Below are 25,759 nucleotides of genomic sequence, written 5' to 3' on the forward strand. Positions count from 1 at the left end.
AATGGCGTGTCCTTATTATGTGACGTCCAGTAATTGAAACCATGAAGGCTGTCTTCCTCTCATGAAATAGAGGGATTAGACATAATCTGCTTCAACTTTTCCGTTGCCCGTTTCTGAATACGGGAAACGCTCATCTGCGATACGCCCAAGGTCTGCGCAATCGCACGTTGAGATTGACCATCCTGAAATGCCAGAAGAAGCACCTTCTGTTCCTGCTCTTTCAGTTGGCTTAGAGCTTGCTGTAAATCCATTCGTTTTTCCACAGTGTCGTAGTCGTTGGCATCTGAGCTGATAAGCTCGCCTAACGTAGCCGCACTCTCCTCCTGGGATAAAGGGGAGTCCAGTGACACATAATGGTAGCACTCACGACCTGCGAGCACTTCGATCGTTTCCTCCACGGTAAGGTCCAAATACTCCGCAATCTCGTTCACATTCGGCGAACGTTCCAGTTTAACGGTTAGTTCGTCGATGGCATGCTGAACGAGCGCACCCTTTTCCTTGATGCGGCGGGGAACCTGAATGTACCAGGATTTGTCGCGTAAATAATTTTTCATATGTCCCAGCATGCTTTTCATAGCATACGGTTCAAAGGGGATACCCAAGCTGATATCGTATTGCTGAAGCAGACGTATCAAAGCCATCTGACCGGTCTGATATAAATCCTCGTATAAGTCCGGGCGGTTACGGGAGATTTTCCCGGCAGCCATCTTGACCATTGGCTCATACTTGCGGATCAGCACGGTAGCAATCTCGTTATCTTTGGTTTGCTGGTACTCCCAGATTAGACCAACGGCTTCATCCATCGACTCCGGGGGAGTTACCTTTTCATTCATACTTTTTCCTCGCTTCTGACCAGACGCTTTACAAGCACGACTTCCGTGCCTTTTCCAGTCTCATTCAAGATATGGACATCGTCCATAAGCGCCTGCATGAGATAGAAGCCTAGTCCGCCTACCTGTGCATCATTCAGCTCTTTGTCATGCAAGGATGCAAGACGGGACGGGTTCTCCACGCGTTCAAAGCTCTCCCCTTCATCTTTGACACGGATGGACAACGAAGCTTCGTCAAATTCGAATGTTACTTCCACCACTCCACCCTCATGACCGTAAGCATAAAGAACAGAGTTATTACAGGCTTCAGATACAGCCACTTTCATGTCTTCTATATCCTCGTAAGAGAATCCCATTTTCGCGGCAATTCCGTATAAATTTAATCTTACAATATCAACAAAGTCAGCAGTTGCCGGCAAATTAAGAACTACTTTTTGAATTTGAGCGTTCATTTCTTTTTCTTTCCTTTCCTATTGGGAATTCTCCTGGGGGACAAAGAATTTGGCAATACCGGTCATATCGAACAGTTTTTGAATTTGAGGTGGTATCTCCTGAACGGCAAACCGGGACTCCATCCCATGCCTTGCCTTTAAAATAGATAACAAAATACCAATACCTGTACTGTCAATGTATTTAAGCTCTTTTAAGTTAATAATCAAGTCCTGGCCGGATTCCCCCACCAAAGGCTCCATCACCAGACGAAAATCAGGTGCCACCGAAAGATCCAGCTCTCCGCTAAGATAAACGGTATTTACGCCATCGCTTGTTTCTGTAATCGCATTGAACTTCTCATTTTTATTAGTATTCATAGGTCTACTCTCCCAAAAAAAGATTTCCTTACATACTAACCCATTATACGATCGCTTGAATCACCGTATGATGCTTTCTGCACCTTCCAAATGTCACCATCTACGCATCAGGCTACGCCTCGTGGATTTGATCTTTGCCTGACTGCATTGGAAAATGATCCGGAGAATGCCGCAGTAGAGCCTGTTTTACACTGCTGATCTTCACGGGCTTGCTAATATAATCGTTCATTCCGGCTTCAATACATCGGGTCTGAATACCATCCATCACATTCGCTGTCATGGCGATAATAGCAGGCTGTGACCTTCCCGCCAATTGTTCACGCACCTTGCCCGTACATTCTAATCCGTCCATCACAGGCATTTGCAGGTCCATGAAGATATAGTCATAATCCTGGTTAGCCATGACCATATCAAGCGCCTGCTGCCCGTCTGCTGCCACATCCGAAGCCAAACCGAGCTTATCCAGTATATTAACCATCAGCTTCTGGTTGATCGGATGGTCATCCACGACCAGTACAGGTTTACGGCTTGAGGAGTTCTGATGGGGAATTTCCCATTCGTGACTGGACTCTCCCTCCAGTTCATTTTCCTGAGCAAAGCCAAGCTTCGTTGTAAAATGGAATGTTACCCCCTGCTCTCCACTTGTATCCACACGGATATCGCCGCCCATCATGTTCACCAATGTTTTGCAAATAGCGAGTCCTAAACCAGTTCCACCATATTTGCGCGTCATCGAAGAATCAAGCTGGGAAAAGGGCTGAAACAGCCCTCCGACCTTGGCTGGCTCAATACCAATGCCTGTATCCTTCACGGAAAACTCAACGGTAAGTCCTTTATCGCTACGCTCTCTGACAGATGCAAAGACGTATACGCCGCCACGATCTGTAAATTTGACGGCATTGGATACCAGATTAATGAGAACCTGACGCAGTCTTCCCATATCACCGTATAACACTGGCGGTAGCTGCTCATCCAGAAAATAATCCATCTCCAGATTCTTTCGATTTACTTCCACTGTAAACAGGCTGAAAACTTCCTTGATACAGGAAACCAGATCAAACGGATATTCCTCTATCTCCATTTTGCCTGACTCCAGCTTGGTAAAATCCAGAATATCGTTAATGACCGCTACGAGCGCATCTGCACTGCGGCGGATGATATCGGCATATTCCTGCTGATCGCTTTGCAGCTCTGTTTCCATCAACAGGTCAATCATGCCAATCACACCATTCATAGGTGTCCGAATTTCATGGCTCATCATAGCCAGGAACTCCGTTTTGGCATTGGCTGCGATTTCGGCTGCCTCCTTGGCGGCAATCAGTTCGCTATTCATCTTCTCCAGCTCATGCGTCTTCTGATGAAGCAGCATGGACTGTGTTTTCAGGCGTTTGTTGGTCAGATACATTTGCACAAAGCCTTCAATTTTGGACTTGAGAATTTGAGGGATGAATGGCTTCACCATATAATCAATACCACCCGCTGAATAACCGGCAAACAAATGCTCCGCTTCCTTACTGTTAGCGGAAATGAAGATGATCGGAATATCTTTCGTCTTCTCTCTGGCCTTAATCAGCTTTGCAGTCTCAATTCCATCCATACCCGGCATTTGCACATCAAGGACTACCAGTGCGAATTCATCTTTTAACAGACATCGCAGTGCTTTTTCCCCGGATGTTGCCTTTACCAAATTATATTGTTCACTCTCCAGCACCGCTTCAAGAGCGAGCAGGTTCTCAGGTCTGTCATCTACCAGCAGTATATGAATCGGTTCATGAAGCCCCATGGGATCCTCCTAAGCACTTCTATTTAATCTTCCGGTATATTTTTTCTATCCGGTCCAGCGGCTCGTAGGAATCACTATAATCAGTAAAATGTATGGATTCCTTGGCCCCAAGCACCAATACGCCAAAATGGCTCAAGCTATCATAAAACAACCCGTGTACATGGTTGCGAAGTTCATCGTTAAAATAAATCATGACATTCCGGCAAAAAATAACGTTGAACTCGTTAAAGGACCGATCTGTCGCCAAGTTGTGCTCCGCAAAAATAATGTTTTTACGTAAAAAAGGATGAAACATGACTGAATCATACTTGGCTGTATAATATTCGGAGAACGATTGCGTGCCTCCCGACTCCAAATAATTTTTGGTATACAGCTTCATTCGATCAATCCCGTATACGCCTTCCTTCGCCTGCTGTAAAGACAGGTTATTCATATCCGTCGCATAAATACGGGCTTTATCATATAAGCCTTCCTCATGCAGCATAATCGCCATCGAGTATACTTCCTCACCTGTCGAGCAACCTGCATGCCATATTCGAATATACGGATATGTCCGTAAAATCGGTATTATTTTCCGCCTGAAATTCAGAAACAGCTCTGGATCGCGGAACATCTCGGTTACTGGAATTGAAAGGCTTTGTACCAGTCTGTCGAAGGCGCTGCGATCATGCAGCACCTTCTCCTGAAGCCCTGATATCGTGCTAACATTCTCGGACTGTGCATGATAATAAATACGCCGCTTGATCGAAGGTAGAGCATAGTTACGAAAATCGTAGCCGTACAGCCGATGAATTCCTTCCAGCAACAGCTCAATTTCAATCATTTCCCGCTCAGCTTCGTTCGATTTTAATTCTTTAGCAGCATTATCCGCCATATCCTTCGATGTCATAATCTCTCTCCAATTCCTGAATAGGTTTTGCCTTGTACCGCTCCAATCATGTGTTGATTTATATTACCCATTTTTTCGGGTTACGAATACAACCACACCCGCATTAATGACAAAAGCTGTTCGGTTTGAATCGGCTTTTTCACATAATCGGAAGCGCCCGCTTCAATACACTTGGAACGGTCATCCTTCATGGCCTTGGCTGTCAGCGCAATAATAGGCAACTTCTCGAATTGCGGCATCATTCGAATGCGCCGCATGGCCTCATATCCGTCCATCTCCGGCATCATCATATCCATTAGCACCAGATCAAAATCAGGTGTTCGTTCCAGCAGTTCGAGCGCTTCTCTTCCATTTTCCGCAAAGGTAACCTCCATGCGGTAGCTTTCCAGCACGCTGGACAGAGCAAATACGTTCCGAATATCATCATCCACCAACAGTATTTTTTTACCTTCAAACAATTCTTCCTTGTTATATAGCTTCTGCAAAATTTTGCGTTTGTCCTCTGGAAGATTCGCCTCGACACGATGCAGGAACAGGGTCGTTTCATCCAAAAGCCGTTCGGGCGATTTGACGTCCTTAATAATAATGGACTCCGCAAATTTGCGCAGTTGCGTTTCTTCTTTGCTGTTCAGGTCTTTGCCTGTATAAATAATGATCGGCAGATCGGCTAGTTGCTCATTCTCCCGAATGCGGTCGAGCAATTCAAAGCCTGTCATGTCGCTTAGCATCAGATCCAGTACCATGCAGTCATACCGCTGGGTTGCCAGTTCATTCAGTGCTTCCTGACCGGTCGATACCGCCGTAATGGCAACATCGTCATGGTCAATCAGTTCAATAATGGATTTACGCTGATTATCATCGTCCTCGACCACGAGAAGACGTTTCACCATTTTATCTGTATATGATTTAATATGTGAAAATGCCTTATCCAGACTTTCCTTCGAAGAAGGCTTTTTGAGAAAGGCAATCGCGCCCATCATCAAGCCCTGCTTCACATCATCTATGACCGAAATGACATGCACCGGAATATGACGTGTGGATGCATTTCCTTTCAGCTCGCCCAAAATGGACCAGCCATCCATCACAGGCAACTGAATATCTAAAATAATGGCATCCGGTAAATAGGAATGAGCCATGTTCAGCCCATCGTCTCCTTGGAGGGCGATCAGCGCCTTAAAGCCCCGACTACGGGCCATGTCGTACAGGATTTTAGCAAAATTAATATCATCCTCAATAATCAGCAGCACTTTATCCTGCGAGGCAATCTCGTTCCGGTCATCGCCCGGATGTATAATGTCCTCTGCTTTGTTCTTCGAGGGCATCTGATACAATGGCAACCGTTCAGCAGGCACAATCATTGGAATATCCGTTTCTGCCGATGCTGCGACATCCTCAAAATCCGGGTTCACATCGGCACTGTAAAGTTCCTCTCTCGAATGAGAATCCATATCCTCAATCGTAGGCGTTTGTTCCGGCAAAAACAGTGTGAAGCAACTGCCCTGTCCCTGCTCGGATTCCACGGTAATGACGCCGCCCAACAATCTGGAAAGCTCGCGGCTGATCGACAAGCCAAGCCCAGTTCCGCCGTATTTCCGGCTAGTTGTACCATCTACCTGCTGGAAGGCTTCGAAGATCAGATCCGTTTTATCCGAAGCAATCCCGATGCCCGTATCACGCACAGATAGGGCCAGATATGATTTTCGTGGATTTAGCAGATCGGGAAGCTGCTCTCCGGTTGCCCGAGAAACACGAAAACGAATAGAACCTTCCATAGTGAACTTGAACGCATTGGACAGCAAATTACGTAAAATTTGTTTGAGACGATAACCGTCACTTATAATGGCATCTGGCAAGTTCTCTGCAATCTCGGTATGCAATTGAAGCTCACGTTTGGCTGCGACTGGAGCAAAATTTTGCTCCACAAACACCTTCAGCTCTTTCAGATTGACGGCTTCATGGTTAATATCCATTTTCCCGGCGTCCACTTTGGATAAATCCAGAATTTCATCAATCATTTTCAGTAGATCCGCGCCTGACATATAAATGGTCTGTGCATATTCTACCTGCTTGGGCTTGAGATTGCCGTCCTTGTTCTCGGATAGGAGCTGAGAAAGAATGAGCAAGCTATTCAGCGGAGTACGCAATTCATGCGACATGTTGGCTAAAAACTCCGATTTGTATTTACTTGTGATGCCCAACTGCATCGCCTGCTGCTCCAACTGGGCACGCGCACGTTCGATCTCGTCGTTCTTTTCCTCCACTTCCCGAACCTGCTCTTCCAGCGCTCTCGTTTTGGCAATCAGCTCAGTGTTAAAATGCTCCAATTCCTCCTGTTGACGCTGTAACAATTCCTCGGAACGTTGGAGCTCCTCTGTTTGCTCCTCCAAATTTTCGTTAGAACGCTTGAGCTCCTCTTGCTGGGTTTGAAGCTCTTCGGACTGGCACTGCAATTCCTCGGTCAACGCCTGCGATTCGCGCAGCAGTTGCTCTACCCGCATCCGTCCCTTGATGTTGTTCAAAATAATCCCCAAGCTCTCGACTAATTGAGCAAATAGCTTCGTTTCCAGATCACTAAAGCGGTCCAGCGACGCTACTTCCACAGCACCGATACAATCGTCCTCGAACAATATAGGAAAAATCATAATTCCCACCGGCTTACTCGCCCCCAATGCGGAGCCGATGGACAAGTACCCATCAGGAGCCTCTGTAATCAGGATCGGCTTACGATCCAGAACACATTGTCCAAGCAAGCCTTCGCCAACATGGATAACGTCCTTGATCGAATCTTCGCCAGCCGCCTTCGCATAGGAGCCGTATAACTTAAATCGGTTGTCTTCTACATCTTTTCCTTGCAAATAGATGGCTCCATAGCTGCCTCCCAAGATGGGCGTAAACTCACTGATAAACATCTGTGCGACCTGGTCCAGTGAATACACACCTCGGAACAGCTCTGTTACTCGTGCCGTGTTGGCATTAAGCCAGGTTTGATCCTTCTGCGTCTGAAGAACGGAATGCTCAAATTTGCGTTTTTCCTCCAGGTTTCCAGCCATTTGTTGAAATACGCGGGCAACCTCCCCGATTTCGTCCTTGGAAGCGACACTCATGCGGCTGATCGCCCTGTATTTTCCTTTGCCAAAGCCGTTGATCATGAGGTTAACGATATTTAGACCTTTGGCAATACTCGGGAGCACCCACAAGATAACCAATAACCCCATAAGCAGCCCGGCGACCATCAGAATCGTGGTAATCTGCACGGATTCCTGATAAGCCTGATTGGCTTGCTCCATATCATGATCTATTTCCCGATCCTGAAAAACGGCCAGGTCATTAATGCTGTCCATCGCCTCCTCTTGAGCAGGCAAACCTGTGCTATTGCGGAAAGCATTCGCCTCATCAATGCGATCTTGCCCCAATAAGGAAACGAGCCTCTCTTCGTAGCTTAAAAATTCTTTCCATGCGACAGCTACCCGATCGACTTGCTGCTGTTCTTCGCTGGTACCGGAACTGTTTTGCAGACTAGACAGCACATTCACTCCAGAAGCAGATATATCATCGAGCTCGCCTTTAGCCTCACTGACGGAGGACCCTGGATTCAAGATCAGGTTGGCCATAACCTTCGCCATATCGTTCACCTGACCGCGAATGGCCGTTGTTTTTCGGACCTTCATATAGCGGTCCTGGTAAACCTGATTTAGCTGCTCATTCAGACTCCCCATTCGATCATAGCTGATCAGTGTCAGCACAAGGAGGATCGCCATTAGCGACCCAAAGCCGATCAGCAGTTTATTTCTGATTTTCATGCAAGCTCTCTCCCTCTTTCAATTCAATCCAGATCAGGCACTTATCATCATCGCGATCCTTCGGTGCCTCTTTACGAAAAAAAGCATCCAGCATCGCTTCTTCATTCCATTCCTCATGCTTGCGCAGACACGCGGTCAAATACTCCAGTTGTTCTTCATATTCGCCCTCTACGGCCTCTAGCAAGCCATCGGTATACAAAGCGATATGCCCCGTTCCTTCATAATGGATCGTGTGCATTTCCGCATCAATTTTATCAAACAAACCTACCGGGCTGCATGCACGGTCAAATTTGGTGATGCTCCCGTCCTGACTAAACAGCAGCCCAGGTGGATGCCCCGCATTCACATAATCAATCCGCCGAGAACGGGTATCAATGACCATATAGATTGCCGTAAAATAATACTGCACGAGCTGCTTGCCCAAATCCAGTTGATTAAAGCGACGATTCAGCTCCTGAATCACCTTTTCGGGCTCTACGTACGTGGTCACGGTATCCTTGAGTACAGATGCAATGAACATGCAGAACAGTGAAGAAGAAATGCCATGACCCATCATATCCAGCAAAATAATCGCATATCTACCTTCCCCTAGCGGATACCAGGAATATAAGTCTCCCGCCAGTTCAAAGGAAGGCTGATACAGGGCATTGACTTGCAGGACCGAGTCATGAATAGCAGGACTAAGCACCGCCTGCTGTACCATCGCGGCCAGCTTCAGCTCGTCCTGAATCCGCTGGTCCCGGTCTTTATGCCAGTCCTTTTCTTGTTTGAGACGCAAGGCAAGCCGTATTCTGGCCATTAATTCTACCTTATTAATAGGCTTAGTGACGTAATCGACGGCCCCTACATCCAGTGCCTCTGCCAGTTTCTTGGAATCGCCTACAGCAGTTACCATGATGATAGGTATATCTTTCAAATGCTCGTACTCCTGCACGATGCTGCAAGCTTCGATACCATCCATTTCAGGCATCATCATATCCAGCAGAACCAAATCAATATCGGAAGGTCGGGGGCGCAGACTGATGGTACGGTCGCCGATCCCCAGATGCTCTAACATTTCTGCGGCTGAGCTGGCAGAGATAACATCCCTATAATTTTCTTTCTTTAATATTTCACGAATAATAATGACATTGGTCGGATTATCGTCAACAATTAGGATTCTCATTTTTCTCTCCTTATCTGTAACCCATGTATTATAGCTTCTCCATAAGAAGGCATTCCAAAAACATAGATAAGGAATGAGGCCCTCGCCCCATTCCTTATCTATGTTTTTGGAGGAACCACGAAGCACTTGTGCGGCGTTCAGCATCCTCTTTTTCAGCTCTAATGCCAGTCTGTTTCCCTGCTCAACCGGCGTTATCAAGCTTTTTTGGCAATAACCAGAACTTTGCCCTGATCCAGTTCTTTTTCGTAAAAATCAGCTTCCGTATCTGTAAATCCCAAGGAAGTAATTTTAGCGCGAAGCTCGTCGCCACGGGAACGGAACAGATTGGCTAATGAGTCAAAAACTCCCTCTTCCTTAATCCCGATTTCCTTGGCATCCACCGTATCTGCAATACGATCCGTCCGGTCCTGATCATGAGCGAGCACGAACACATCCTCATAACGATAGCCCGTGTTGCGCAATTCATTCACCGCTTCAACGGCTTGTACACCGTTCTCTACCACTTTGGCATAAGATTTATGATGGGTCTGATTCATGTTTCTCACGCTCCTTATTAGGATTGACTTCTCTGACTATTACACGCTGTACATTCATTTGAAACTTCCATGTTATGTCATGCTCTTAAAATTAGATACATTACCACTCCGTTTCATCAAAAAGCTCGACATATTTAGGCTTATCGGACGACTCATCCATAAAAACTTTGATCGCACGCTGTCCACGAACGTATACCTCGCCATCCTCCGCTGTAAATTGCGAGCCACCCAGCGCCTTATCCAGCGTTTGCCGTTTTAGCGGCAACCACTCGTCATTGACCTTGATCCGTCCGGCAGCGGGATCCACATGCACATAAGAAACCATATCATCTCGCAAACCGACCACCACGTCAGGATATTGATATTCCGTAGAAAGCAGCAGCATATCCTTTTTCACTCGAAGGGGCTTGCCCAGTTTTTTCAATACATCCATACGCGTATCGTCCAGAGAAATGCCGTTTAACGTATGAAAATCAGCCAGTACGGCATTTTTGGCGGGAATCGTCTGCACAGCCCTTACTACATGCCCCGCCGTATGCGGGGAAACGGCTTGCTGAACCGTATCCTGTCCGGAAAAGGGAGTGAGCAAACCAGCAGCTAGCAATAAAATCTTCATCATAATTCTCACCCTTTCAATGAATTTCCTATAGTTTACGGTTCAGTCGCTATGCTACTGACGCATTTTCTGCCACACCCCGGCAGCGATATCTACATAACCCAACCAGTTTTTAGCCGGCTTTGCCGCAGGCTCCTCGTAGGTCGCATTGTAGCTCTGAACCGTCCGTTCCGTTGAAGTTAACGGCCTGCTCGACGCAGCTGACTTGATCGCGGTTTCCGTATCGGTCTTTTTATCCACTGTATGATGCGGCTTCTGAAACCGGGTGATTAATGCCGCTGAAGCCTGCTTCGCCGCCAGAGTGACTTCGTTAAGCACCTCGCCCAAGTTTCTAACCGATTCCATTACTGGCTCCACCTGCTTCAATTTATGATCAACATCTGCGGTAATATCATTGGCATGTCGAACCGTTTGCTTTACTTCATAGCTCAGTTCATCTACCGTTTTTTGTACATCCTGGAGAGTTTGAGTTACCTTTTCCAGAGATCCTTGTGCTGCTTTAAGTGTTCTAATGAGGAAAATAACGAGAACTGCAAATGCAATAGCGATAATAAAAATACTGACCTGTGTTAACATGGCCTAACCTCTCTTTCGTTTTTCACGATGATGTTTATGATTACTGCATAGTTACCCCTTACGTCCAGACACGAAACAACGTTGCAGCTCGCCTTCCCCCCACTCCTGACGCTATGTTTCACAGATTAGGGCACGGTTTAAAACATATAACGATGGCACAGCCACGAAAGATTCAAAGGATTCAGCCGTCATTCGCAGCCACGCTCTATCGGGCGTGAGTATGCCACATTATATACAATTGAAGGAGGATGCAGAACATGCTGAAATGGTCCGCTTTATTTTTAGTTTTTGCCATGATCGCCGGGATTTTAGGTTTTTTTGGTATCGTTGTATCCCTAGCTGCTACAATCGCCAAAATATTGTTTGTGTTATTTCTGGTGTTGTTCGTCATTTCACTCTTTACCGGAAGAAGACGAGCGTCATAGTCGTAATAGAGGAAGTCTGAAACAAGTGTAGTGAAGATATATCATTATATAGCCTTAAAAATAGGATGTTCCCGCCCCAATTACAGGGTTGTGGAACATCCTATTTTTGATGCGTAATTTTTTAAGGCTAATGGCGCTTTATTGGATTACGCTACCCCCAAACAGGAAACGATCCTGCCAAGGCTTGCTGAAATCCGTAACTTTCACACCGCCACTCGCTACAGAAAACGTATGAAGAAGCTTGTTGTCTCCCAGATATACGGCTACGTGTGTAATCGTTTGGGAGGAATTGTCCAAGGACGTATACGCCCCGGAAGATGCGTTGTAGTTAGTAAAGAAAAGCAGATCGCCACGCTTCAGCGTGGTCATGTCTGTGTTTGGCTGACTATTCTGTTTGATCCACTCACCCTGTGAACGTGAATCCGCCGGAAGCTGAATACCTGCAGCCTGACGGAAAATTTGACGGGTAAATGCCGAGCAATCAAAAGTAGCCGTACTGTTACGATCCGAACCATATTCATATGGAGTACCGAGATAAGTCATCCCTGTGTTAATAACCTGTTCAATGGCATCCGCTGCGTCACCAGAAGGCACGTTTATGGCTTCCGCAGGAGATGCTGCCGCAGGAATCACGGTAGTGTCAGGAGCAGATGTTACTGGAGCAGCCACAGGCTGCTGCACAACAACGCCCTCACCAATACGAATATACTGTGGAGACGAGCTGACATAGCCCACCGTGCCATCAGCATTGGTAATCTTAAACCAATAGGCGTTACTTGGATCTGTAATGGTGACGATATCTCCTGCATTCAAATAGCCCAAAACCTCGGATGAAGTGGATGCCTCCGCCCGCAAACGAACGGACATTTGAATCGTAGCTTTCATTTGACTGGCAGAACTATTCACTGAGGCTGGAGCCTCTTTAGCTGAACTGTTAGTTTTAAGCACTTCTTTGGCCTCCGGTTTACGGACGGCAGGCTCGGTGACAGCAGCAGCGACGCTGGTAGCGCCTACTTTTATGTACTTGTCGGAGCTGCTTGTGTATCCAGTTACCCCATCAGACGTCTTGATCTTATACCAATAGCTGTTTGTTTTCTCCAATACCGTTACGGCCTCTCCCTGCTTCATAAAGCTGACTACATCTCCCGTAGTCGAAGGGCCGGATCTAAGCTTTACTGCCGCTTGAATAACCGCCTTCTGTCCGGTAGATGCTGTCGATGCCGCTGCGTCAACCTGACCCGGCGTCACATGAATTGCTGCCAACAGCGCGGCTGACGTCATGAGCATTCCCAACACGCGTCTTCTCAATGTTGCACCTCCTGGCTGTTTTTACGAATTTAAAGAGCAAGTCCAATTCCGACGAATATAGCCGGACATGCTTTCATTATAGTAAAAGCAACAGGAAGAGAGATATAATCCAAACGTCACAAAAGGCAGCACACACACCTTTTATGCATAGGTCTAAAGTCATTTTTACCACTAATTATTAAATAAATAATCTATAATTTGGGTTCTACATGAACATGAACATGCATCGTATTATGAACCTCTTGCAGGCGTTCCTCAATCCGGTCGCTGATCCGATGTCCTTCAATCAGGCTGAGTTGCGGGTTCACCTCTATGACAACATCCACCAAAGCATGATTGCCGTGTACCCGTGCCTTGACATCACGAATCCCCTCTACACCGGGTATATGAGCAATCGTACTACGTAAGTCTGACAGCTCCTGCTCATCAAAACCATCCGTCAGGCTGTGTGTAGAGTCCTTGAAAATATCCCACGCCGTTTTACAGATTATAAATCCTACCGCTATCGCCGCAACCGTATCCAGCCATGGCAAACCAAACTGTGCACCAATAATACCAACCGCTGCACCAATACTGACGAGCGCATCTGACAGGTTATCCTTGGCTGCCGCCAGTAACGCCTTGTTGTTAATTTTCCGGGCCAGTCTGTTGTTGTACATGTATACTCCCAGCATAATGACTGCACATATTACCGCTACTCCCGCAGAAGTGATATCAGGTGTCTGCTTGCCACCTCTGAAAATACTTCCGATCCCGCCAATAAGCACCTGAAGACCGACGACAGTCATAATAAAGGATGCCAGCAACGCCGCTATCGTTTCCGCTCTAAAATGTCCATAGGCATGGTCGGAATCCGGCGGTTTTTGAGATATTCGCAGACCGATCAGTACGGCAACGGACACCACAATATCAGTGACATTGTTAAATCCATCGGCCAGCAACGCACTGGAAGCAAATATATATCCGCTAATCAGCTTAAAGGCAGACAGAAATAGGTAGGCGATAATGCTCACCCATGCTCCTCGCTCACCTTTTCGTATTTCATCATACACATTCACCACAACGGGGAACACTCCTTCAAAATTAGAGTTCCCGACAGAACGATCTCACCACCATAGTCACGGGAGAACCATAAAAGTCAGGATAAACACTTATGTCGTTTCATACTGTGCCAACCCAAAATAAAAATAGCAGCATAGCTGCCCTGAAAATAAACCGATCAAACGATCTGCACTTCTACGGTAAACAGTGCTTTCCAAAACAGCAGCGTAGCTGCCCTAAAACTAACCATTTGCCTTCGGGTAACGGTTATTTTCAGGATAGCAGACGATCTTTGTGTGGGTCTAGAGAAACAGTCTTTCCGCTCCGCATCGCTGTAGGAACAACGAAAAAGTATTGCCAAGCCCCATTCCTGTGGGGTATATAAAACTTTTTTTCCTTTATGCAAAAAAATGCATTCCCTCTTCCGGTCCGCCCCGTCGTCATGTTATCATTGTTGCCCTTGTCCCTTCTTTTAAAAACGTATAAAATGGGGACACAGCCGCGTTTTCCTTCAATCCAGCATGATTGACATGAATTTGGCGGCAACAGGAGGAATTTATTCATGAGCGATGCTAATGAACCACGTAAAGTTAATCTCGCAGATGCCATTCGGGAAAAGCTGGCACAAAAAAAACAGCAGTCCGGCGCTTCACAGCAGGGCGGCTTTCAAGGCGGTTCCGCCAAAACACTGAAAAGCCAAAATACGAAGAAGCCGAACAACCAACGCCGTCGTACAGGCGGATCATAAGCCAACCCGTTAGGCTAACTGCACCGGACTCAGGCAGGATTATCTTTGCCCTGTAGCCCTGGCGGTGTAAGCCATTGGTAATGGCGCAAACGAAAAAGAGGAGTCTCCCCCGCCATCATAAATGGCCTGAAGGAGCTCCTCTTTTCGTTTATCTATTTACTGAAATTAGCTGGTTTTTAGCCGATTTCTACCGGATACATACGTTCACGCAATTTTGCGATTTCATCGTTTTCCAAGTATTCATCATAGCTCATCGTACGGTCGATTACACCGTTTGGCGTAATTTCCACGATACGGTTCGCGATGGTTTGAATGAACTGATGGTCATGAGATGTAAACAACACGGTACCGTCAAAGTCGATCAGACCATTGTTCAGCGCTGTAATGGATTCCAGATCCAAGTGATTGGTCGGTTCATCCAGCAGCAGCACATTGGCGCCGTTCAGCATCATCTTGGCCAGCATACAGCGAACCTTCTCGCCTCCGGACAGCACGCTTGCTTTCTTAAGCGCTTCTTCACCTGAGAAGAGCATACGTCCCAGGAAGCCACGCAGGAACGTTTCGTCCTGATCCTTGGAATATTGGCGCAGCCATTCCACGAGATTCATATCCACACCTTCAAAATAGGTGGAATTGTCTTTCGGGAAATAAGCCTGAGTGGTGGTAATCCCCCAAGAGAATTCACCGCTATCCGCATCCGTTTCGTTCATCAATACCTGAAAGAGCGTTGATTTAGGCAAACCATTCGGGCCGACAAACGCGATTTTATCGCCTTTGTTCACAACCAGACTGAACTCATTCAGCACTTGCTCGCCTTCAATGGATTTGCTGAGACGGTCTACTGTCAGGAGTTGTTTGCCCGCTTCGCGTTCGGGCTTGAAGTTCAGGAACGGATATTTACGGTTCGACGGACGAATATCGTCCAGCGTAATTTTATCCAATTGTTTTTTACGTGAAGTAGCCTGTTTGGACTTGGAAGCATTCGCGGAAAAGCGCTGAATAAAGGCTTGCAGCTCCTTGATCTTCTCTTCCTTTTTCTTGTTGGCATCACGAGTCAAGGCAAGCGCAAGCTGACTGGACTCATACCAGAAGTCGTAGTTGCCGACGTACATCTGGATTTTGCCAAAATCAATATCCGCAATATGTGTACATACCTTGTTCAGGAAGTGACGATCATGGGATACGACGATGACGGTGCCTTCATAGTCCATCAAGAAATTTTCCAGCCATTGAATGGATTCGAGATCCAAATGGTTGGTAGGCTCATCGAGCAGCAAGTTATTCGGACGACCAAACAACGCTTGAGCCAGCAAAACACGTACCTTGTCATTACCGCTCAGCTCAGACATGTTCTTGTCATGCAGGTCGCGCGGAATACCAAGACCGATCAGCAATGAAGCCGCATCCGGCTCGGCATCCCATCCGTTCAGCTCCGCAAATTCACCTTCAAGCTCGCCGGCACGCAGGCCGTCTGCCTCTGTGAATTCCGATTTAGCGTACAGCGAATCTTTTTCCTTCATGATTTCATACAGACGCGTATGGCCCATAATAACGGTTTCCAGAACCGGGAATTCATCGTATTCGTAATGGTTCTGCTTGAGCACTGCCATCCGTTCGCCCGGTGTCATGTGAACCTCACCTGAATTGGCTTCGATTTCACCGGAAAGAATTTTCAAAAAGGTAGATTTGCCCGCGCCATTCGCCCCAATCAGGCCGTAGCAGTTCCCAGGAGTAAATTTGATATTTACGTCTTCAAAAAGTGGGCGTTTACCATAACGAAGCGTTACGCCGCTTGTACTGATCATATGAGCATACCATCCTTATCATTAGTAAAGTGCTAATCACAAAATTACCGACGGCAATAGTATAACACACAACGGATCGGATTCGAACCGTGTGTGAACCGAACAACCCTGAAACCTCCGTCGATATTCTAAAAATAAAATAAAAAATGCTTCCATCCCCACGATTGTCTCCTGACAAAAACGCGGGTCAGAACCACTTTTTCTTGTTTCCAAATTCGATGCCACCAGGAGACAGACGAGCCATTCAGCAGGCAGTATCTACACTCCCTGTGCTTGTAAATGTACGGAAGCTCCCACACCAATCGGAATAAGATACATTCCCGCCTCAGCGTCATGTCTTACGACTACTTCCACGCCGTATACTGCCTGAATCATATCAGATGTGACGACCTTAGCGGGCGGACCGTTCGTTATAATGCGCCCTTCCTTCATGGCAATCATAACGTCGCTATACCGAATAGCCTGATTGATATCATGCAGCACCATTACGATCGTCAGGCCGTGTTCCTGATTTAACTGCCGGATGAGTTCCAAAATTTCAAGCTGGTAGTACATATCCAGATAGGTGGTCGGCTCATCCAAAAATAAAATCGGTGTCCGTTGTGCCAAGGCCATTGCAATCCATACACGCTGCCTTTCTCCCCCGGATAGCTGGTCCAGCGTGCGTGTTCTGCGTTCCTCCAGATTCGTACAGGCTATCGCCCATTCGACCGCCTGCTCGTCCTCGTCACGTCTCGCTGTGAACATGTTCTTATGCGGGAGTCTTCCGAAGCTGACGAGCTTTTCTACGGTCAGGTCAGAGGGTGCCTCATTCTGCTGATGAACCACCGCCAGTTGACGGGCTAGCTCCTTGGGCTTGTAGTGGACAATCTCTTTACCGTCCAAAATCACCTGACCCAGGCGGGGAGCCGCATTGTTCGACATGACGCTAAGCAGCGTCGATTTGCCACAGCCGTTGGGACCAATGATGGTCGTAATCCGTCCCGGCTCAATGACAGCATTGATGGCGTGAAGACGATCCGTTTTCCGGTCATATGAAAAGGTAATATCCTTAATGTCCATAGGTGCGATCCGCCTTTCTGATCAGGAATATCAGGAACGGCCCGCCAATGACGGCCATAATAATAGAAGCCGGAATTTCATTGGGAGCAAGTACCGTCCGGCCCAGTGTATCCGCGAGCAGTAGCAGCAATCCCCCGCATAAAGCAGAGAACGGAATCAGCCACTTGTGATCCGAACCCACCAAGTAGCGGGCACAATGCGGAACGAGCAGGCCGATAAAGGCAATAACTCCAGCAATGGCTGTAGCCGTTGCCGCAAGCAGCACCGCAATGACGGAGATCAAAAGCCGCGCACGCGTCACATTGAATCCCAGGTTTTTAGCCGTTTTATCTTGCAAAGACAAAAAATTGCACCAGGAGAACACGAGCATAGCTAAAATCAGCCCAATCCCGCCATAGGTCAAAATAACCTCGACATCGACCCATTTTTTCATGGACAAGGTTGAGGTTGTAACCTGATTAATGCTGGTGACCGCATAACTCCCCCGATAGTAAAACGACTGCCCCAGACCCGAAAAAATCGCATTCACAGCGACCCCGATCAAGATCAGACGAATCGGATGCAGCCCGGATTTCCATGAAAATCCGTAAACCATCAGGCAGGCCAGCGCACCACCAATAAAAGAAAAGAAGGGCATCCAGAAATAGAGCGCCGGAAAGATCGTAACGGCTATCAGCGAAACCAGAGCCGCCCCCGAAGAAATACCGATAACCCCGGCATCCGCCAGCGGGTTTTTCATCACGGCTTGCAGCAAAACACCCGCCACCGCAAGCGCGGCTCCCGCCATCACAGCTACGATAATTCTCGGTAGCCTCAGATCCTTAACCACATTGACCTGATTATCCGTACCTGTCCACAATCCGGTCACCAATTGACTCAAATTCACCTTGAGACTTCCTGTCATCGCTGAATAGAGAATGACACCGATGAGCAAGGCGATTACAACGATAAAACTCCAACCTTTTTTCGACATGTCATCAGCTTCCTTTAATTCGAAGGATACAACATTTTTACTAGCTCATCCAGCGCCGAGTTTGCCGCCAAATTTCCTGTTGTTCCAAACAGCGGCTCAGGCAGATCATAGACGTGTCCGTTTTTCACAGCGTTAAAATGTTTCCAAATATCATTGGTTTTGAACTCTTCGTCGAACATTTTGACCACTTCATCCGGCATCCCGTGTGCAGCACGCAAAATAATATCCGGATTGGACTGTTGCAAGGCTTCGGTATTGTGGGCAATAAACTCCACCTTCTCGCCCTGAACCACATTTGTTCCGCCTGCAATTTTAACCAGATCCCCAATATAGGAATGCTCGGTAGCCACCAGATAGCTTCCCGGTACCCCCAGCAAAATCAACACTTTAGGGGACTTCTTCCCCTTGATCTTTTGTTGAATCTCGGCTACTTTGGCGTCCAAGGCTCCATTAATCTCTCTGGCCTTTTCGGCTTTACCGAACGTATCTCCCAGCTTTTGAATTTCTTTTTGCATATTCGCGAGACTTTCAAAATTCATAAATTCGGCATTGATTTTCAAGTCCTTAAATTTAGGCTCCAAATCATATTTCAGTGTCGTAACCGACAGTACGTCCGTTGGTTTCAACGACATCACCTTTTCCATATCAGGACTCATCGGATTACCCACATCAGGTACATCCTTGTAACGGTCAGGCAGTACTTTCATGCTTGTCGGCTTGCCTGCCAAATCCAGGCCCAGCGCATCCGTAATTTCTGCAATGGCTACCGTAGTCGCCACAATACGCGGAGCTTGAGCTTGATCGTCAGACGACTTTCCGGTTGCATTAGATGTTGCCGCTGATTTTGAACCATCGCTCTGATTCTGTCCGGCCTGTGTTCCTCCCGAACATCCGGCGAGCAACAAAAGCACCAGACCTATCAACATATAAAAGCAGAACGATTTCCCTTGTACCAAAGCTGTATATCGTTTCATGAAAGCCAAATCACCTCAGTTTAAAATATAGAAGCAGCATGAGCCTCAACTTTTCGGGTAATGAAATGCTGACAAGTCTTGATGCCAGGGCACCAAGACTTGCTTGCATACAAGCTATTCTGTTATTGAAGCAAGTATGATGCTCCTGCGTCCTGATGTTATTTTGCTTTCAGGCTTGCTTTATCAAATTGAAACTGAACTGTATACCAGTGATCATACGGCACGCCGCCAAGAACCAATCCTGGCACAATGACGTGGGTGTAGGCACTGATTTTCTGAGACAAGTCCCCGACTTCAAATTGAACGACACGCGTATCGCCAGATGTCGAAATTACCTCCACATCTTTCAGGCTACCGTTCTGCTCCACTTGAAGAACAGGCATCCAAGAGCTATTTTTCAAAGTAACTTGAATATAACGCTTATCTCCCTTTTCAATCAGTGTGGCTGGCTTGTCGAGGTATCCATCCATGACGGAAGCTTCGCTCGTTTTATCTTTAAATACGTTGTAATTGATCGTGTATTGCTTTTCGGAAGCTAAGGTTTGAGCTGGTTGCTCAACTACAGGTTTCGTTTCAGCCACAGGTGTTTGCGTTTCTGCTGTCCGCTCAGTAGCTGGTGCGGTTGTAGCTGCATTGACTCCCTCGCCTTTAAGCGATGCACGGTCAAATTGAATTTGTCCGCCGAATTTTTCATTCAAAATGAATTTCTCAGGCAGGTATACCTGTGTGTACACGCTCAGCTTTTTGTCCAGATCAGGCACTTCAAAAGCGATGGTGCGCGTGCCACCTTTCGTGTTGGAACCAACAACGGTCGGGTTGGCATAACGGCCTTCAATGTCTGTTTGGAACAGCTTCAGAGCCTGATTATCCGTAACGGTTAGATGTGCTTGCACTTTGCCATTCTTCACAACCAGCTTCGCGAGACTCTGTACAAAAGGAGCTACAAGGGATTCCTTGTCTGTTCCGTTCGCCAGCACACGGAAATTCGCTGTGTACTCTCCATCGGCTAAATTGCTTTTCCCTTTTTCAACTTCGCTTGTCTTTTTATCGTTGTAATACGTTACATCGCTAGTATCGAATTTGAATTCAAAATCGTATACCTTCTCTACACGATCCTCAGCTTTGAAGACCATCGGAGCAGCACTCGCTACCTTCGGAGCTTCGTAGACAACCAGTTGTACTTTTACGTTGTTCTTAAAGTCGCTTACGCCAAAACGAACGTTCTTGGTATTGCTTGCTGCATCTTCCTGGGTCACTTCTGCGTCTTTGTAGCCTCCGCTTGCAGTATCCCAAATGCGCAATGCCTTCACTTCGTTGCTGTTTTGCAGCTTTAGACCAACAAACCGTTTGTCGCCTTCCACGACCAATTGCGCTGGTTCATTGGCAATAAAGCGTTGAGCCGGAGAATTCTCTCCTGTTGTTCCATCCGCTAAAACAATACTGAATTTCAAAACATATTTACCATTAGCGAGCTTGTCAAAATCCAATTTGACGATTGGATCTGGTGACCCTGAAGAGGACGGTTCGACAAAGCTGCGAATGGTAGCAGGCTCGAATTGATACTGCACATCATATACGTGGTCATAAGGGATGCCACCCAATTCCAGACCCGGTACGATGACATGTGTATTCACTGAAACTTTATCCGATAGATCTGCGACTTCAAATTGTATGGTTCTTGTATCTGCGGAGGTCGATTGATCAATAACCAGAGCCTCTGCACCGTTTACCTTGAACGTCTTAATCCAGCTGCTCTTGTCCATTTTGATCTGGATCAAATTTTTGCCGGATTGCTTCAATAGAGTGGCTGGTTTTTGCATATAACCATCCATCACAGATATTTCATTGCTTCCATTTTTGAGTACAGAGAAATCAATGCTGTATCTGCCGTTCTCAGCCCCAGGAGTTGTACCGCCATCCGTTCCTTTAACCGCAATGCTGCTACGGTCGAATTTGAGGCGGATCGCATGATCCATTTCATAAGCGGTTCCGTTGTAGCTGGTACTAACATGAACCTGCGCATTTAAAATGGCATCCAAATCAGCCACTGGGAACTTCACAATGCGAGTATCGGCTGCTTTATCCTCACTCACAGTGCCTGCGTCCGTTAACGTTCCGTTTTGTTCGGTTTTAAACTTCGTTATCGTTGCACTGTCCTTGATCTGGATGGACACTTCATATTTGCCTTTAGTCGCTGTCAATGTTGCTGGCGACACCAAGTACCGTGCCATCGAAGAGGCTTGGTCCTTGGTTGCGTGCAGCGCATCAAAGTTGATGGAATACGTTCCATCCACCAAAGTCGAAGGTGTACCCGGATCAGGGGTAACACTGCCGTTAAACTGGATTTGAACATAGTACCAATGATCGTATGGTACTCCGCCGAATTCCAAACCAGGCACGATAACGTGGGTATAAGCGTTTACTTTGTTAGACAGATTGCCTACTTCAAACTCGATTGTACGTTGGTCACCCTCAGTGGATACCGTAGTGGCTTCTTCGTATTTTCCGTTCTGTTCTGTTTGGAAGGATGGAATCCAACTGCTGTTTTTAAGTGTCAGTTGTACATACCATTTGTTTTCTTTTTGAACCAGTTTAGCTGGTTTTACAGCATAGCCATCCATAACGGACACATCTTGCGATTTATCTGTCAAAATCGTGAAGTCAAGGTTTCCTGGTTGTAAAGGAACCTCGGGTTCTGGTGATGTTACAGGCGGAGTCGTCTCCTCTGCAACCTTTATTGTAGATGGATCAAATTCAATCGAGTTTTCTCTCTTTATATTTTTGAAATTAAAATCCACATCAATTTTCTGAGTTAAATCATACACGTCAAATGTTACAGATCTTTGATTATACTTGTCTCCTGTTTGGACCAAATCTGAAACATGAGCAGAAATACCTTCTCCATTTTGTTTAAATTCAAAATCTGTTAATAATGGTTCTGTTGGATTATCAATATTCAAAGAAACATGATACGTAGCTTGTCCGACTGACGCATTATACTCTACTTTAAAAGTAGCTGGTTTCACAAAATAGAGAGCTTGGGGTGAATTGTTGCCTGTCTTTCTGTTCTTCACTGCATATTCAATTGAATATTTATTGGAGTCCTGAACGACGCTGGGGCTCTGTACCTCTGCAACTGAAACCACACCTCCCGATGGTGCCGTTTCGTTCTCTGTCGGGGTTGTTTCCGCCATACTTGGTTCTATCGAATATACATCCTCACTCACAGAAGTTGCAGACGCACCAGATTCAGTTGATGTGACAGTATCTTCGGCAGATACAACTGGTGCAAACGGGAACACAACCGAAAGCAGCATGGCAAAGGTCGCTAACGTTATTAAGTATTTTCTAAATTGCCTCTTCAAGTGTATTAATCCCCCTACTTAAAATATACTCATTTGAAGCTCTCCCGAACTTCAAATGAGTATTCAAATCCATGCAATGTCTCTGTACTAATTAATCGTATCTTCATCAAAACCAAATTGAACGATGTAATCGTGCTCGTATGGCACACCGCCAGTGTATTCTTTTGGTACGCTTACGTGAAGTTTAGCGTTCAATGGTGCGGACAAATCGCTCACCGGAAACTCAACCACTCTTGTATTACCGGATGTACTGACTACAGTTGCATTCACATATTGACCATTTTGTTGTGTCTTGAATTCAGTGACCCAAGCGCTTTTGGTAATCGTCACTCTAACCTTGTACTGACCATTAGCAGCAATCAAGGTAGCTGGCTTCGCCACATAACCGCCTGTGTCCATGTAGGAAGGTGAAGTTGTACCATCTTTGTACACTGTGTAATCAATGGTGTACGTACCGTTAGGCAAAGCCGCATTCGCTTTATTTGCAGAAAATGGAGCTAGTACAACAAATACCAGAGCAGCCATCAATACAGTCAGCATCACTTTTTTTAAAGACAATTTTTCCATACGGTTCATGATCATGTTCATGTTCTCAGTCTCCTTTTACGTTTTATTTTGGATTAGATTTCGTCGAATTGCAGTTGTACGTCATACTTGCCTGTGTAGCCAATGACTGGAATGGTGATTTCAGCGTAAGCGTTGACTTTAGCATTCAGGTCAGCAACTTCGAATTCCACTACGCGAGTGTTGTTGGCAGTATCTGTGCTTACCACAGTCGCATCTTGCAGTACACCGTTTTGTTTCACTTTGAACGTCGTGATCAGATTACTGCTTTTCACAGTCAAACGAACAACATTTTTGCCATTAGCTACAGTAACCTGAGCTGGTTTCGTCAAATAGCTATCCAGACGGGAGGTTTCATTCGTTTGATCTTTCAGAACGGTATAGTCTACTGCATACGCGCCGTCAGCTGCTGCCGCTTTAGCGGAGAACGGAGCAATAACCGCAAAAACAAGCGCTGTCATGATCAATGCAACGAGTACCTTTTTGAAAGAAAACTGTTCAAAGCGATTCATTACCATATTCATATCTACACACACTCCTCCATTTTTTATGCTTGAATTTATGTTGATTTCATGAACGATAAGATTGCTTGAATTTACTTTTTAGAAGATTTGGTTGATTTCGTTGACTGGACGGCCGCTACCTTTTTGACACTTTTGGAATCAAAAGCGAAGCGAATGGTATAGTCATGATCATAGTTATACGCAGGGACGGTAACATGAATTTTTGAAATCAGCGGGCTGTTCACAGTTGTAATTGGAAATTGCACAGTACGGGTATCGGTTTTGGTGTCCTTGTGAATGACCTTTGTGTCGATAATTTTGCCTTTGTAATCCACTTTAAACCCGGTTGTCCATTCGCTGTGATTCAGCTTAATTTGCATGGTCATTTGGCCTTTGTTTACATACAGCTTGGCTGGCTTTTCAAAATAATCATTAGCCATGGATACAGAATCGTTTTCGGCCTTGAGAATATTGTATTTAAGCGTGTATGTACCATCCGCCAATTTTGTAGAAGCTGTAGCGGCTACCACAGATGATGAGGTTGGCCAAAAGCTCAGCACACTGACCAGCAGAAACACAGCAATCATTGCAGAATAACCCTTCCTCATTTTGACAGCAGTTCCTCCCCACGAGAATATAAGTAATTGATTATCATTCTCAATTGAATTTTTAAAAAAAATAGCTCTTCTTGAGCTTTTCCTCCCCACCTTCCCATCCAGAAATTCGCAAAACCAAGTGAACCCATCACCAATATATCTTACACTTTTCGAAAATGTCAATATGTATTAGCGTGTACATAACCCCTTGATATATGCTATTTTTTAAGAAAAATTTAGGATACCTTCCTCTATACCATGAATCCCATCTACTCCATTTCAGTAAATAAATTATTTAAAATTTTGGTTTTTTCAATTGACAATCTCCATTGATATTCATTATCATTCTCTTATACGTAAATGAAAATGATTATCATTATTATTTAACTCAAAATTGCAGGAGGAATGACATGAAATCTTATGTGTTGTGGTCATCCGCAGCGCTTTTATTCGCAGTTACCGGATGTAGTAATGGTACTCCGGCCGCAGATCACAAACCAGCCACTGCATCTGTATCTGCGACTTCCGGTACAACAAGCGATGCGGCGATTCAGGTTACTGATTTTTCAAAACGGACGCTGGCGTTCCAAGGTGTCCCTCAACATATCATTGCGCTCAGCAATGGCGATCTGGATATCATATATGCTTTGGGCGGGACAGCCGTCGGCAGACCCAACTCGAATGGACCTTCCGTCGTGCCTGCTGCTGAAAACGTTCAACAAGTAGGTTCTACTCATGAAGTCGATCTGGAGAAAATTACAATGCTCAAACCTGATGTTGTATTGGGCAATTATCCTATGAATGAGAAAGACATTCCAGCTATTGAAGGTGTCGGTTCGCAGTTGCTGCTGACAGGGGCCAATTCAGTCAAAGATATTCAGTCACAAATTACACTCTTCGGACAATTACTGCAAAAGCAGGCTCAGGCCGTGAAGCTGAATCAGCAAATTGACCAACAGATAGCCACATTACAAAAGGAAACTGCCTCTACCTCCAAACCTAAAGTGCTGCTTGTCTACGGAGCCCCGGCCACATATATGGCGGCATTGCCGAATTCATTAGGCGGAAATATTTTGGAAATGGCTGGCGGTTCTAATATTGCGGCTGATTTTCCGGGCCTGCAAAATTTCCCGCAATATGCGCAGCTAAATACGGAACGCATCGTACAGGCCGACCCTGACTACATCCTGATTATGACCCACGGCAATACGGATGAGGTCAAAGCCGCATTTATCAAGGAAATGCAGGAAAATGCAGCTTGGAGTGGAATTCGGGCAGTCAAAAACAATCAGGTTGAAGTTTTACCCTCGGATCTGTTCGGAACAAATCCCGGCACACGGGTTACTGAGGCACTGGATTTGATGCATCAAAAGCTGTATCCGGCGAAATAA

The 25,759-nt window shown here is 46.1% G+C and carries 23 protein-coding genes; 3 read left to right on the plus strand and 20 right to left on the minus strand.

Features of this window, described 5'->3' with window-relative positions:
- Window positions 1-59 precede the first annotated feature (59 nt).
- From AC0WRU_RS20620 to AC0WRU_RS20665, 10 genes are all read right to left on the minus strand, one after another.
- The gene (locus AC0WRU_RS20620; RefSeq protein WP_476126131.1) at window positions 60-833 is read right to left on the minus strand and encodes a sigma-70 family RNA polymerase sigma factor; all 774 of its coding nucleotides are present in this window, start codon (window positions 831-833) and stop codon (window positions 60-62) included.
- Window positions 830-1,282, minus strand: coding sequence for an anti-sigma B factor RsbW (gene rsbW, locus AC0WRU_RS20625; RefSeq protein ID WP_014278092.1), 453 nt, complete (start codon window positions 1,280-1,282; stop codon window positions 830-832). Before rsbW ends, AC0WRU_RS20620 begins: the two co-directional genes overlap by 4 nt.
- Window positions 1,283-1,300: 18 nt before the next feature.
- Window positions 1,301-1,639, minus strand: a complete 339-nt coding sequence (locus AC0WRU_RS20630; RefSeq protein ID WP_025684483.1) for an STAS domain-containing protein — start codon at window positions 1,637-1,639, stop codon at window positions 1,301-1,303.
- 112 nt (window positions 1,640-1,751) lie between these two features.
- Window positions 1,752-3,422 carry a response regulator gene (locus tag AC0WRU_RS20635; RefSeq protein WP_476126132.1) on the minus strand — a complete coding sequence of 557 codons (1,671 nt, stop codon included), beginning with the start codon at window positions 3,420-3,422 and terminating at the stop codon, window positions 1,752-1,754.
- Window positions 3,423-3,441: 19 nt separating this feature from the next.
- Entirely contained in the window at window positions 3,442-4,311 is an 870-nt protein-coding gene (locus AC0WRU_RS20640) for a CheR family methyltransferase (RefSeq protein WP_476126133.1), read from the minus strand.
- A gap of 80 nt (window positions 4,312-4,391) precedes the next feature.
- Window positions 4,392-8,111: a response regulator gene (locus tag AC0WRU_RS20645; protein WP_476126134.1), complete on the minus strand. Its 3,720-nt coding sequence runs from the start codon at window positions 8,109-8,111 to the stop codon at window positions 4,392-4,394.
- Complete coding sequence (locus AC0WRU_RS20650) at window positions 8,095-9,276, minus strand: PP2C family protein-serine/threonine phosphatase (protein WP_476126135.1); 1,182 nt, start codon at window positions 9,274-9,276, stop codon at window positions 8,095-8,097. Before AC0WRU_RS20650 ends, AC0WRU_RS20645 begins: the two co-directional genes overlap by 17 nt.
- A 194-nt stretch (window positions 9,277-9,470) precedes the next feature.
- Entirely contained in the window at window positions 9,471-9,812 is a 342-nt protein-coding gene (locus AC0WRU_RS20655) for a YflT domain-containing protein (RefSeq protein ID WP_025684488.1), read from the minus strand.
- A 100-nt stretch (window positions 9,813-9,912) separates the two neighbouring features.
- Window positions 9,913-10,431 (minus strand): hypothetical protein, encoded by a 519-nt coding sequence (locus tag AC0WRU_RS20660; RefSeq protein WP_476126137.1) that lies wholly within the window; start codon window positions 10,429-10,431, stop codon window positions 9,913-9,915.
- 51 nt (window positions 10,432-10,482) lie between these two features.
- Window positions 10,483-11,004, minus strand: a complete 522-nt coding sequence (locus AC0WRU_RS20665; protein ID WP_476126138.1) for a DUF948 domain-containing protein — start codon at window positions 11,002-11,004, stop codon at window positions 10,483-10,485.
- Between the two features lie 257 nt (window positions 11,005-11,261).
- Between AC0WRU_RS20665 and AC0WRU_RS20670 the strand changes: the two genes are divergently transcribed.
- Window positions 11,262-11,429, plus strand: coding sequence for a DUF1328 domain-containing protein (locus AC0WRU_RS20670; protein ID WP_025684491.1), 168 nt, complete (start codon window positions 11,262-11,264; stop codon window positions 11,427-11,429).
- 138 nt (window positions 11,430-11,567) lie between these two features.
- Here AC0WRU_RS20670 and AC0WRU_RS20675 read toward each other — a convergent pair whose 3' ends face one another.
- Window positions 11,568-12,737: a C40 family peptidase gene (locus tag AC0WRU_RS20675; protein WP_476126140.1), complete on the minus strand. Its 1,170-nt coding sequence runs from the start codon at window positions 12,735-12,737 to the stop codon at window positions 11,568-11,570.
- A gap of 191 nt (window positions 12,738-12,928) precedes the next feature.
- Window positions 12,929-13,798 carry a cation diffusion facilitator family transporter gene (locus tag AC0WRU_RS20680; RefSeq protein WP_476126141.1) on the minus strand — a complete coding sequence of 290 codons (870 nt, stop codon included), beginning with the start codon at window positions 13,796-13,798 and terminating at the stop codon, window positions 12,929-12,931.
- 542 nt (window positions 13,799-14,340) lie between these two features.
- On the opposite strand from AC0WRU_RS20680, the gene AC0WRU_RS20685 reads away from it, so the two are divergent.
- The gene (locus AC0WRU_RS20685) at window positions 14,341-14,526 is read left to right on the plus strand and encodes a hypothetical protein (protein WP_013311941.1); all 186 of its coding nucleotides are present in this window, start codon (window positions 14,341-14,343) and stop codon (window positions 14,524-14,526) included.
- Between the two features lie 176 nt (window positions 14,527-14,702).
- Here AC0WRU_RS20685 and AC0WRU_RS20690 read toward each other — a convergent pair whose 3' ends face one another.
- From AC0WRU_RS20690 to isdC, 8 genes are all read right to left on the minus strand, one after another.
- The gene (locus AC0WRU_RS20690) at window positions 14,703-16,331 is read right to left on the minus strand and encodes an ABC-F family ATP-binding cassette domain-containing protein (RefSeq protein ID WP_025684072.1); all 1,629 of its coding nucleotides are present in this window, start codon (window positions 16,329-16,331) and stop codon (window positions 14,703-14,705) included.
- A 258-nt stretch (window positions 16,332-16,589) separates the two neighbouring features.
- Complete coding sequence (locus AC0WRU_RS20695; RefSeq protein WP_476126142.1) at window positions 16,590-17,393, minus strand: ABC transporter ATP-binding protein; 804 nt, start codon at window positions 17,391-17,393, stop codon at window positions 16,590-16,592.
- Window positions 17,383-18,366, minus strand: a complete 984-nt coding sequence (locus AC0WRU_RS20700) for a FecCD family ABC transporter permease (protein WP_476126143.1) — start codon at window positions 18,364-18,366, stop codon at window positions 17,383-17,385. The genes AC0WRU_RS20695 and AC0WRU_RS20700 overlap by 11 nt, the downstream gene beginning before the upstream one ends.
- 14 nt (window positions 18,367-18,380) lie before the next feature.
- Window positions 18,381-19,340, minus strand: coding sequence for a heme ABC transporter substrate-binding protein IsdE (isdE, locus tag AC0WRU_RS20705; protein ID WP_476126144.1), 960 nt, complete (start codon window positions 19,338-19,340; stop codon window positions 18,381-18,383).
- 158 nt (window positions 19,341-19,498) lie between these two features.
- Window positions 19,499-22,705: an NEAT domain-containing protein gene (locus AC0WRU_RS20710; RefSeq protein ID WP_476126145.1), complete on the minus strand. Its 3,207-nt coding sequence runs from the start codon at window positions 22,703-22,705 to the stop codon at window positions 19,499-19,501.
- Window positions 22,706-22,792: 87 nt separating this feature from the next.
- Window positions 22,793-23,293: an NEAT domain-containing protein gene (locus tag AC0WRU_RS20715; RefSeq protein WP_476126146.1), complete on the minus strand. Its 501-nt coding sequence runs from the start codon at window positions 23,291-23,293 to the stop codon at window positions 22,793-22,795.
- A gap of 32 nt (window positions 23,294-23,325) precedes the next feature.
- Window positions 23,326-23,793, minus strand: a complete 468-nt coding sequence (locus AC0WRU_RS20720) for an NEAT domain-containing protein (RefSeq protein ID WP_476126147.1) — start codon at window positions 23,791-23,793, stop codon at window positions 23,326-23,328.
- Between the two features lie 71 nt (window positions 23,794-23,864).
- Entirely contained in the window at window positions 23,865-24,380 is a 516-nt protein-coding gene (gene isdC / locus AC0WRU_RS20725) for a heme uptake protein IsdC (RefSeq protein ID WP_476126148.1), read from the minus strand.
- Window positions 24,381-24,778: 398 nt separating this feature from the next.
- On the opposite strand from isdC, the gene AC0WRU_RS20730 reads away from it, so the two are divergent.
- Window positions 24,779-25,759: an ABC transporter substrate-binding protein gene (locus AC0WRU_RS20730; protein ID WP_476126149.1), complete on the plus strand. Its 981-nt coding sequence runs from the start codon at window positions 24,779-24,781 to the stop codon at window positions 25,757-25,759.

The sequence above is a fragment of the Paenibacillus sp. 1-8 genome, assembly GCF_056316205.1.

Coding starts and splice junctions, on each gene's coding strand:
- AC0WRU_RS20620 (WP_476126131.1), bottom strand. CDS start 833: ATGAATGAAAAGGTAACTCCCCCGGAGTCGATGGATGAAGCCGTTGGT.
- rsbW (WP_014278092.1), bottom strand. CDS start 1,282: ATGAACGCTCAAATTCAAAAAGTAGTTCTTAATTTGCCGGCAACTGCT.
- AC0WRU_RS20630 (WP_025684483.1), bottom strand. CDS start 1,639: ATGAATACTAATAAAAATGAGAAGTTCAATGCGATTACAGAAACAAGC.
- AC0WRU_RS20635 (WP_476126132.1), bottom strand. CDS start 3,422: ATGGGGCTTCATGAACCGATTCATATACTGCTGGTAGATGACAGACCT.
- AC0WRU_RS20640 (WP_476126133.1), bottom strand. CDS start 4,311: ATGACATCGAAGGATATGGCGGATAATGCTGCTAAAGAATTAAAATCG.
- AC0WRU_RS20645 (WP_476126134.1), bottom strand. CDS start 8,111: ATGAAAATCAGAAATAAACTGCTGATCGGCTTTGGGTCGCTAATGGCG.
- AC0WRU_RS20650 (WP_476126135.1), bottom strand. CDS start 9,276: ATGAGAATCCTAATTGTTGACGATAATCCGACCAATGTCATTATTATT.
- AC0WRU_RS20655 (WP_025684488.1), bottom strand. CDS start 9,812: ATGAATCAGACCCATCATAAATCTTATGCCAAAGTGGTAGAGAACGGT.
- AC0WRU_RS20660 (WP_476126137.1), bottom strand. CDS start 10,431: ATGATGAAGATTTTATTGCTAGCTGCTGGTTTGCTCACTCCCTTTTCC.
- AC0WRU_RS20665 (WP_476126138.1), bottom strand. CDS start 11,004: ATGTTAACACAGGTCAGTATTTTTATTATCGCTATTGCATTTGCAGTT.
- AC0WRU_RS20670 (WP_025684491.1), top strand. CDS start 11,262: ATGCTGAAATGGTCCGCTTTATTTTTAGTTTTTGCCATGATCGCCGGG.
- AC0WRU_RS20685 (WP_013311941.1), top strand. CDS start 14,341: ATGAGCGATGCTAATGAACCACGTAAAGTTAATCTCGCAGATGCCATT.
- AC0WRU_RS20690 (WP_025684072.1), bottom strand. CDS start 16,331: ATGATCAGTACAAGCGGCGTAACGCTTCGTTATGGTAAACGCCCACTT.
- AC0WRU_RS20695 (WP_476126142.1), bottom strand. CDS start 17,393: ATGGACATTAAGGATATTACCTTTTCATATGACCGGAAAACGGATCGT.
- AC0WRU_RS20700 (WP_476126143.1), bottom strand. CDS start 18,366: ATGTCGAAAAAAGGTTGGAGTTTTATCGTTGTAATCGCCTTGCTCATC.
- isdE (WP_476126144.1), bottom strand. CDS start 19,340: ATGAAACGATATACAGCTTTGGTACAAGGGAAATCGTTCTGCTTTTAT.
- AC0WRU_RS20715 (WP_476126146.1), bottom strand. CDS start 23,293: ATGAACATGATCATGAACCGTATGGAAAAATTGTCTTTAAAAAAAGTG.
- AC0WRU_RS20720 (WP_476126147.1), bottom strand. CDS start 23,793: ATGAATATGGTAATGAATCGCTTTGAACAGTTTTCTTTCAAAAAGGTA.
- isdC (WP_476126148.1), bottom strand. CDS start 24,380: ATGAGGAAGGGTTATTCTGCAATGATTGCTGTGTTTCTGCTGGTCAGT.
- AC0WRU_RS20730 (WP_476126149.1), top strand. CDS start 24,779: ATGAAATCTTATGTGTTGTGGTCATCCGCAGCGCTTTTATTCGCAGTT.